The 8,704-nt window shown below is 47.9% G+C and carries 10 protein-coding genes; all 10 read right to left on the bottom strand.

The features are described 5' to 3' along the window. Positions 1-294: 294 nt before the first annotated feature. Entirely contained in the window at positions 295-1,791 is a 1,497-nt protein-coding gene (gene lysS / locus A8709_RS19915; RefSeq protein WP_065854387.1) for a lysine--tRNA ligase, read from the bottom strand. An 81-nt stretch (positions 1,792-1,872) separates the two neighbouring features. Beyond that, a complete protein-coding gene (gene greA / locus A8709_RS19910) occupies positions 1,873-2,349 on the bottom strand; it encodes a transcription elongation factor GreA (protein ID WP_065854402.1) in 477 nt (158 codons plus the stop codon). A gap of 221 nt (positions 2,350-2,570) precedes the next feature. After that, positions 2,571-3,587: a tRNA dihydrouridine synthase DusB gene (dusB, locus tag A8709_RS19905; RefSeq protein ID WP_065854386.1), complete on the bottom strand. Its 1,017-nt coding sequence runs from the start codon at positions 3,585-3,587 to the stop codon at positions 2,571-2,573. Between the two features lie 16 nt (positions 3,588-3,603). Next, positions 3,604-3,816, bottom strand: a complete 213-nt coding sequence (locus A8709_RS19900) for a helix-turn-helix domain-containing protein (RefSeq protein ID WP_065854384.1) — start codon at positions 3,814-3,816, stop codon at positions 3,604-3,606. Continuing rightward, positions 3,798-4,313, bottom strand: a complete 516-nt coding sequence (gene folK / locus A8709_RS19895) for a 2-amino-4-hydroxy-6-hydroxymethyldihydropteridine diphosphokinase (RefSeq protein ID WP_065854381.1) — start codon at positions 4,311-4,313, stop codon at positions 3,798-3,800. Before folK ends, A8709_RS19900 begins: the two co-directional genes overlap by 19 nt. Beyond that, positions 4,310-4,678: a dihydroneopterin aldolase gene (folB, locus tag A8709_RS19890; protein WP_065854379.1), complete on the bottom strand. Its 369-nt coding sequence runs from the start codon at positions 4,676-4,678 to the stop codon at positions 4,310-4,312. Before folB ends, folK begins: the two co-directional genes overlap by 4 nt. Positions 4,679-4,696: 18 nt before the next feature. Next, positions 4,697-5,518, bottom strand: a complete 822-nt coding sequence (folP, locus tag A8709_RS19885; protein WP_065854376.1) for a dihydropteroate synthase — start codon at positions 5,516-5,518, stop codon at positions 4,697-4,699. Positions 5,519-5,568: 50 nt separating this feature from the next. Further along, positions 5,569-6,426 carry an aminodeoxychorismate lyase gene (pabC, locus tag A8709_RS19880; RefSeq protein ID WP_065854374.1) on the bottom strand — a complete coding sequence of 286 codons (858 nt, stop codon included), beginning with the start codon at positions 6,424-6,426 and terminating at the stop codon, positions 5,569-5,571. A 3-nt stretch (positions 6,427-6,429) separates the two neighbouring features. Then, a complete protein-coding gene (gene pabA / locus A8709_RS19875) occupies positions 6,430-7,011 on the bottom strand; it encodes an aminodeoxychorismate/anthranilate synthase component II (RefSeq protein ID WP_065854372.1) in 582 nt (193 codons plus the stop codon). Between the two features lie 34 nt (positions 7,012-7,045). After that, positions 7,046-8,611 carry an anthranilate synthase component I family protein gene (locus A8709_RS19870; RefSeq protein ID WP_065854371.1) on the bottom strand — a complete coding sequence of 522 codons (1,566 nt, stop codon included), beginning with the start codon at positions 8,609-8,611 and terminating at the stop codon, positions 7,046-7,048. Positions 8,612-8,704: the final 93 nt, after the last annotated feature.

Genomic DNA, 8,704 nt, shown 5'->3' with positions numbered 1-8,704 from the left:
TGCAATCTCTTTATTTGAACGATTACTCGTTCGTGCTTACTCACTCGTTGTTCAGTTTTCAAAGATCAATCACTCTTGTCCCATCCGCTCTCTCTCGAAAGCCGGAAGACCAATATACCATACTGAGTTTTTATTTGCAACCCTTAATTTCAGGTTGTTTTTTTGTTGTGTTTCTTGTGTTTCTCATGTTGTCCTCAGCGGCAACTTTTATAAGATACCACAGACGACATACACTTTGCAAGCCCTAATTTCAAAAAAATTCGAGGCACCGAATGGTGCCCCGAAATGAAGAAATTACTCGCCTTGACGCTCACGCATTAACGGGAATAATAACACATCACGAATCGATGGTGCATTCGTCAATAGCATAACCAAACGGTCAATACCTATACCTAAGCCACCTGTTGGCGGCATGCCGTACTCAAGTGCACGAATGAAATCCTCATCCATTTCGTGCGCTTCATCATTCCCCTGCTCTTTCTCACGCAGCTGGGCCTCAAAGCGCTCTCTTTGGTCAATAGGATCGTTAAGCTCTGTAAAGGCATTTGCATGCTCACGCGCCACGATAAAGAGCTCAAAACGATCCGTAAAGCGCGGATCCTCGGGATTCTTTTTGGCAAGCGGAGAAATCTCTAATGGATGTCCATAGATGAAGGTAGGCTGAATCAGCGTCTCTTCAACAAAGGTCTCGAAGAATTGGTTCACAATGTGACCAAATGTCATATGCGGCTCTACGGATACCTTGTGCTCTTTCGCCAGACCATGCGCTTGCTCATTCGTCATATGAACGCTAAAGTCTACACCTGTAACTTCTTTGATTGCATCGACCATGGAGACACGTCTCCAACCAACAGCTAAATTAACCTCATGATCGCCATAAGGAATTGTTGTTTGACCTAACACTTCTTGCGCGATATGAGCAACAAGCTCCTCAGTCAGCTTCATGATATCCTTGTAGTCCGCATAAGCTTCGTACAACTCAATCATGGTAAACTCCGGATTATGACGCGTAGAGATACCTTCATTACGGTATACACGGCCGATTTCATATACTTTCTCAAGCCCACCGACGATTAGACGCTTCAAATGAAGTTCGATCGCGATACGCATATGAAGCTGCATATCTAACGCATTGTGGTGCGTATTAAAAGGACGCGCGGAAGCCCCACCAGCAATGGAGTGCAACGTCGGTGTTTCCACTTCTAAATAACCCAAAGAGTCTAAATAACGACGCATGGATTGAATAATTTTAGAACGAAGAATAAAGGTCTGCTGCACATCTTGATTCATAATCAGATCCACATAACGTTGACGATAGCGAAGCTCAACATCGCTAAGCCCGTGGAATTTGTCCGGCAGCGGAAGCAAGGATTTGGTCAATACCTCAAGTGATTTCACTTTAATAGAGGTTTCGCCGGTTTTCGTTTTGAAAACAACGCCTTCTACCCCTACCATATCGCCTAGATCGAGAATATCAAATGCTTTATAGATGTTTGCTTCCAACGCATCTTCACGCACGTAGATTTGAATTTTTCCTGTGATATCTTGCAGATGTGCAAAGCTGGCTTTCCCCATACTTCTCTTCTGCATAATACGTCCGGCAATACGAACCTCTACGTTCGCTTCATCTAGATCTTCTTTGCTCATTTCTTGATAAGCCGTAAGAATATCCTTCGCCGAATGTGTTCTTACATATTTGCTGCCGAAAGGATCGACGCCGAGACCGCGAAGCTCGTCCAATTTATTGCGTCTAATTACGAGCAACTCATTTAATTCTAATTCCTGACTCATTATTTCATCTCCTATTAGTGAAGTCTCTGAACGGAAAAAAGCTTCCTGAGGGAAGCTTTCCAAAAGGCTTGCGGCTGCACGCTACTTTTTAATATCAACAATTTGATACTGAATGACGCCAGCAGGAACGACAACGTCGACGTTGGTGCCCTTTTGCTTGCCTAGAATAGCTTTACCCACAGGGCTTTCATTGGAAATCTTATTCTGTAAGGGATCCGACTCTGCTGAACCCACAATGTTGTATTCTACCAAGTCGCCGAACTCCAAGTCTTTCAGCGTTACAATCGAACCAACACTAACGGTGTTAATATCGACGTCATCATTATTAATAATCCGCGCATTGCGCAGCATTTTTTCTAAAGTGATAATTCTTCCTTCAATAAATGCTTGTTCGTTCTTCGCATCTTCGTACTCGGAATTCTCACTAATATCGCCATAACCGATGGCAACCTTAATTCTTTCCGCGACTTCCCGGCGTTTCACGGATTTCAGATGTTCAAGCTCATCCTCTAATTTCCGCAGCCCTACTGGTGTAAGAATGACCTCTTTTTCAGCCATTGCCAACTGATCTCCCGTCATGTGAAAGATTTTCATATCGTTGAATCGATGCTTCCTGCTAGGAGTTAGGTCTTTATCGAGCTGATTCAAGTAGTATGAATTCACGTTTCATAATAAGTTTCTTACTCGTTAGTCTTTCAATATATGCAGGAACACATTAATATTGACTGATTATATTGCAACCGTTTCAAAATGTCAATGTCAACCATTGTTGCATGATTTTAATGTAGCACAGCGGATTCTTCTGCTGACCCTGAACCGGAACTCATCGCAAGATGCTCGACATAAGCGTCTAATGTACGAACCATTTCATCCCGCTTCTCCGTCTCCATAATGATATCCTTCACACGTGCTGCGCCCGTCATGCCTTTGAGGTACCAAGCCATGTGTTTACGCATTTCTTTGACAGCTACATGCTCACCTTTGAGTGCGATCAGACGATCCATGTGTAAAATAGCGATACGAATTTTCTCTTCTGCGGACGGTTCCGGCGGAAGCTCACCATTAGCTAGATATTGTACCGTACGGTACAGCATCCACGGGTTGCCTAAGGCACCGCGTCCAATCATGACACCGTCTACACCCGTTTCGTCCAACATGCGCTTCGCGTCCTCTGGTGTCACAACATCACCGTTTCCGATAACCGGAATGGACAGTGCTTGTTTCACATCACGAATGATATTCCAATCCGCTTTACCTGTGTAGAGCTGCTCGCGTGTGCGGCCGTGAACACTGACGGCGCTGCCGCCGCCTCTTTCGACAGCTTTCGCGTTTTCTACCGCATAGATGTGATCGGAGTCCCAGCCAATACGCATCTTGACGGTAACGGGTTTACTCACTGCGGCAACCACTGTTGCGATCATCGCTTCGATTTTGTCCGGTTGGAGTAACCATCTCGCACCTGCATCACACTTTGTGATTTTGGGAACAGGGCACCCCATGTTGATATCAATAATATCGGCATTCGTTTGCTGATCAACGATTCGTGCCGCTTGTACTAAGGTCTCCGTGTCGCCTCCAAAAATTTGCAGGCTCAACGGTTTCTCACGATCATCAACGTACAGCATCTCCATCGAACGTGTGTTTCCATGAACAATGGCTTTATCACTAACCATTTCCGCACAAACTAATCCTGTTCCAAACTCTTTGGCAATCAGCCGGAACGCGGGATTACATACGCCTGCCATTGGGGCTAAAACGACTCTATTGGGCGCTTCGACATTTCCTATTTTCAGCACAGAAGATCCACTCCTTTCATTTCACTACTACCGCGACTAATTCATCGGGTTCTATGTTAAGTACTTGCGAGATATTTTGAATCATCTTGTTATCCGGTTTACGTGTCCCTCGTTCTATCGCTCCTAGGATCGCAATCGATACCCCTAACAAATCAGCCAATTCATTCTGGGTGTAACCTTTCAATTTGCGAAAAGCACGGATGCGCTGTGCTATTGAGCTTTTTTCCATAAGATGACGCCTTCCTTTCCTTCCAGTTTCTCCAAGTGTGCAGAGATGGATTCAAATTGGGCCGCCTGCCGCGCGTAGAGAACCTCAGAGAGGGGGACTAACACAAAAGCCCGCTCATGCATCCGCGGATGCGGAATGATCAAGTCGGGGGTCGTTAGCCGATGGTCACCATAAATGAGCAGATCCAGATCAATTGTTCGCGGTCCCCAACGCAATTCACGCGTCCGACCTAAACGATTCTCGATGGTAAGCAAGGTAGCCAATAACGCTTCAGGCGATAAGTCAGTATGAATTTGAATAACCATATTTAGAAAAGCAGATTGATCCACATAGCCAACAGGCTCGGTTTCGTAGATGGAGGACTGACCCGTCACTGTAATTCCCGATTCCTCATTCAGCGCTGCAATTGCACCCTGCAAATAATGTTCACGATTATCAATATTGGAGCCTAATGCCACATAAGCAATGATTGTGCGTTCTCGTTCTTCGGCTGTCATTCCAATGCCCGCTTTCGATTGATCTCTATAGTTACGCCGTCAAAAAAAACAGCAAAGGGCGGATGCGGCTTGATGACGCGAACCGTCACTTCATTGATACTAGTATAAGTATGCAGGAGCTCGGATGCAATATTTTCTGCCAAAGCCTCGATTAATTTGTAAGTACGCCCTTCGACAATTTCTTTAATTAGGAAAAAGGCTTCCCCATAATGAACCGTTTGGGTCAGATCATCGGTTGTCCCTGCTTTATCTAAAGGGAGCATCAGCTCTACATCCACGTAGAAGCGTTGCCCCAACGCATTTTCTTCAGGGAAAACACCGTGATTGCCAAAAAACTGCATGCGAGATAGCGTGATTTTATCCATTGTAGGAGCCTCCTGGGTTTAAATTGAACTGCGAATGATGGCGTCCGTCATCACGGCTAGTCTTTTCATGGCTTGGACATCATGGACCCTCACGATCTGACAACCTTGCGCGATGCCCAACACGACTGTGGATGCCGTCCCTTCAAGTCGTTCCTCCGGAGGGAGTCCGAGTGTTAATCCGATCACACTTTTGCGCGATGTACCTAACAGTACTGGGTAGCCGAGATCTGTGATTGCACGTAGATTGTTCATTAAGAAGAGATTCTGTTGATAAGATTTGACGAAACCAATGCCTGGATCGAGGACAATGTGTGCCGGTTTAACACCAGCTTGTATCGCTTGATCCGTATATTGAAGAAGATCCGAGATCACTTCTGGGAGAAAATCAATATATGCTGCGTTCGTACGATTATGAGTAATGATAAAGGGACAATCGTACTCTGCTGCTACTCCAGCCATGTTGGCATCGGCTTGTCCACCCCATACATCATTGATGATGTGGGCTCCGGCTTCTAAAGCTTGTTTGGCCACTTCAGCTTTGTACGTATCAATGGATATCGGAATCTGGATTTCACGTCTGATCGCCTCGATCACAGGAATGACTCGCTCAAGCTCTTCGTCTATTGTGACTGTCGCCGCACCCGGTCGTGTCGATTCACCGCCAATATCAATAATATCCACGCCTTCCGCTACCATTTGGTGAGCTTTGCGAACAGCATCTTCTATGCGCGTATAGCTTCCACCATCGGAAAAGGAATCTGGCGTTACGTTTAATATTCCCATAATGATCGTCCGATCACCGATGGGCAGCTCATGTCCTCTGCAGGATAACACATTCATCTTAGGTTCACTTCCTGTTCATTGCTTTCAGTTCATGGTTAGTTCAGTGTCTACACGTACGATTGGATGAGTTGGCGCGTTACTGAACCTGGGGATCCCTTGCCTACAGTGTAGGCTTGTCCACTTGGAGTATACAGAGTGGTGACAGGTACGATTTCTTGTATGGAGTTCACCAGAAATGCTTCATCCGCATCGATAAGGTCTTCCCATCGGTATAGACCATCTTGTGTGGGGAGCTGCAGTCGCTGTGCTAGCGCTAAGACATGCGCTCTTGTGATACCAGGTAAGATACCCGTATCGAGCGAGGGGGTGTACAGGTGGGCATTTTTGACGAAAAAGAGGTTGCTTACAATCCCTTCAGCCACATAGCCATCTTCGGACAGCATAAGGCCCTCTGCTCCAGTAGCCCATGCGTATTGCTGTAGTTCTCTTTTGGCCAATATATTGTTCATATAATGAAAGGACTTGAAACGATACAAGCCTTCTGGCGTATTGCGTGGCAGTTTAAGCAGCTGCAGCGCTTTACCTTGCTCGTACGTGTGCACATCCCTTGGGGGTAATGGTTTGATGTAGATAATTTCCGTTGACTGCGCGTAATCAGCAGAAGGAAGTCCCAATGCTTCCACACCTGCGGAGACGGAATAACGGATGTGAGCATCCTCTAGGTGGTTGGCCTGGAGGAGTTGCTCGATCAGATTGGTAATCTTATCGAGGTCTGGCTCGTAAGTGATGCCAAGCTCTTGACATCCATCGGTTAGACGACGAAGATGCTCAGCGAGCAGGAAAGGCTTGCGGTTATACGTTCGAAAAGTTTCGAACAAGCCAATCCCGTAAAGAAAACCGTGATCGTATACAGAGACCACGGCTTGTGCTTCAGGGGTTAGCGTTCCATTGATAGAGATGATCATGCTTTATGCTCCTGTTTTCGCTGTACGACGAAGGAAGTTGCGAAGCATCTGGTGCCCATGCTGCGTGATGATCGATTCCGGGTGGAATTGCACGCCCTCGATCGGATATTCTTTATGACGCAAAGCCATGATTTCGCCTTCGGCCGTTTGCGCACTAATTTCCAGACAATCTGGCAAGGTTTCTTTTTTCACAATTAACGAATGATAACGTGTCGCGATGAAAGGTGACGGAAGTCCTTCGAATAAGGTTTTGCCGTCGTGGAAAATTTCCGAGGTTTTGCCATGCATCAAGCGCTCTGCGCGAATGACATCGCCGCCGAAGGCTTGGCCAATGGACTGATGTCCAAGACAAACACCGAAAATCGGGATGATCCCTTTAAAATGGTCAATCAGTGATAAGCTAATTCCAGCTTCATTCGGCGTGCAAGGACCAGGAGATATTAGAATATGGTCTGGCGCTAACGCCTCGACACCTGCCAAATCGATTTCGTCATTCCGACGAACGATGATTTCTTCGCCAATCTCTCCCAAATACTGAACAAGGTTGTAGGTAAACGAATCATAATTATCAATCACTAAAATCATTCTAAGCTCCCCTTTCGTCTCAGCCCACTCGGGCTTAAGCTCGGCTCATGCTCCGCTCGCTATACTCAATTGCTTTCCACATCGCTTTGGCTTTGTTCAAGGATTCGATATACTCGCGCTCTGGAATGGAATCAATCACGATCCCCGCTCCCGCCTGAATATGCCCCATCCCATCAACGGCTACTAACGTGCGTATAATAATATTAAATTCCATATTGCCATTATAGTCAATCCATCCCATCGAACCTGTGTAGGGACCGCGGCGTACGGGCTCTAGTTCTTCAATGATTTCCATGCAGCGAATCTTCGGCGCGCCTGTGATGGTACCTCCAGGGAAGGTCGCCGCAATGACATCGTAAGCGTCCTTCCCTTCGGCCAACTCGCCGACGACTTCGGAGACGATGTGCATCACGTGGGAATAGTATTCGATGACCATGAAGTCTTTGACTTGGACGGAGCCGTACTTGGAGATGCGGCCCAGGTCATTGCGCTCGAGATCGACCAGCATGACATGCTCGGCGCGCTCTTTGTCGTTGTGGATGAGCTCGCCGGCTAGGCGCAGATCATCCTGCTCGTCCTTGCCGCGCGGGCGCGTGCCAGCGATCGGACGCGTCCGCAGGACGCCGTCCTCGAGCTGCACGAGCAGCTCCGGCGAGCCGGAGACGAGGGCAAAGCCTGCGAAGCGCAGCAAGCCCATGTAAGGCGAGGGATTGACGATGCGCAGCGCCTCGTAGATCTCTTCCGGCGTCGTGCGCAGCTGCCGGCTCTGTCTGACGGACAAGTTGACTTGGAACACGTCACCTTGTGAGATGTACGCTTGGATGCGTTCCACGGCATCCATGAAGGCGGTCTTGTCGAACGCAGGCTGGATGCCTGCGATGCTTTCGACGTCGATGTGCAGCTGCTCGCGCGCCATCGTCGGCTGGTCGGCACCGCTCAGCGGCGTGCCCGACCAGTTGCCGGCGCGGATCGCGTGCCAGCGGACGAGCATCGCCTCGGCGTGCGTGTGCGCCCCAGCGTAGAGCTCAGCGACGTCTGCGCCTGGTGCGTAAGGCATATGCACGGCAATGTACAGGCTCATCTCCGTGTGATCGAGTGTCCACACTTGATCGTACATGGCGAAGCTGTAATCCGGAATCTGCAGATCATCCTGCGATTGCTCTGGCAGTGTCTCGATGGTGCGAATCACATCGTAGCTCCAATACCCGACACAACCGCCTACAAATTTGGGGGCTCTTTGCACTTTCGGACTATGGAAGACGGACATCCATTGTTTCACGACGTCGAGCGGTTTACCTTGGATGTGAGAAACGTGAGGAACTTTCGCTTCACTCGCAGGACTTCCCCCGTCTCTCGTGTTGGTGACCTCCGCTTGAAGTCCCTTACCTTGAATCTTGGAAAAGGGATGCAGTCCAAAATGCGTATACCGTCCGCCTTTCCCACTTTCGAGGACGAAGGAGTCCGGCGACGCCTCTTTCCAGGCATTTCCCCAAGAAGCCATACGATCATCCGCAAGACCTAATTTGATCACATATGGCAGCATCGTATAAGAATGCTGATGGGACCACGCCTGCCATTGTTCCAGTGTTGTTAAAATCATACGTGTACTCCTTACTTCGATATCCGTTAATTCGTTGTCAATTAGTATACTCCAACCCTAAACAGAAAAAAAGCCCCAGCTGTAACAGCTGAA

Origin of the sequence: Paenibacillus pectinilyticus (assembly GCF_001700435.1) — a bacterium.
GTDB lineage: Bacteria > Bacillota > Bacilli > Paenibacillales > NBRC-103111 > Paenibacillus_E > Paenibacillus_E pectinilyticus.
The sequence above is the reverse complement of the archived record's forward strand: the minus strand, read 5'-3'. Positions and strand labels throughout refer to the sequence as shown.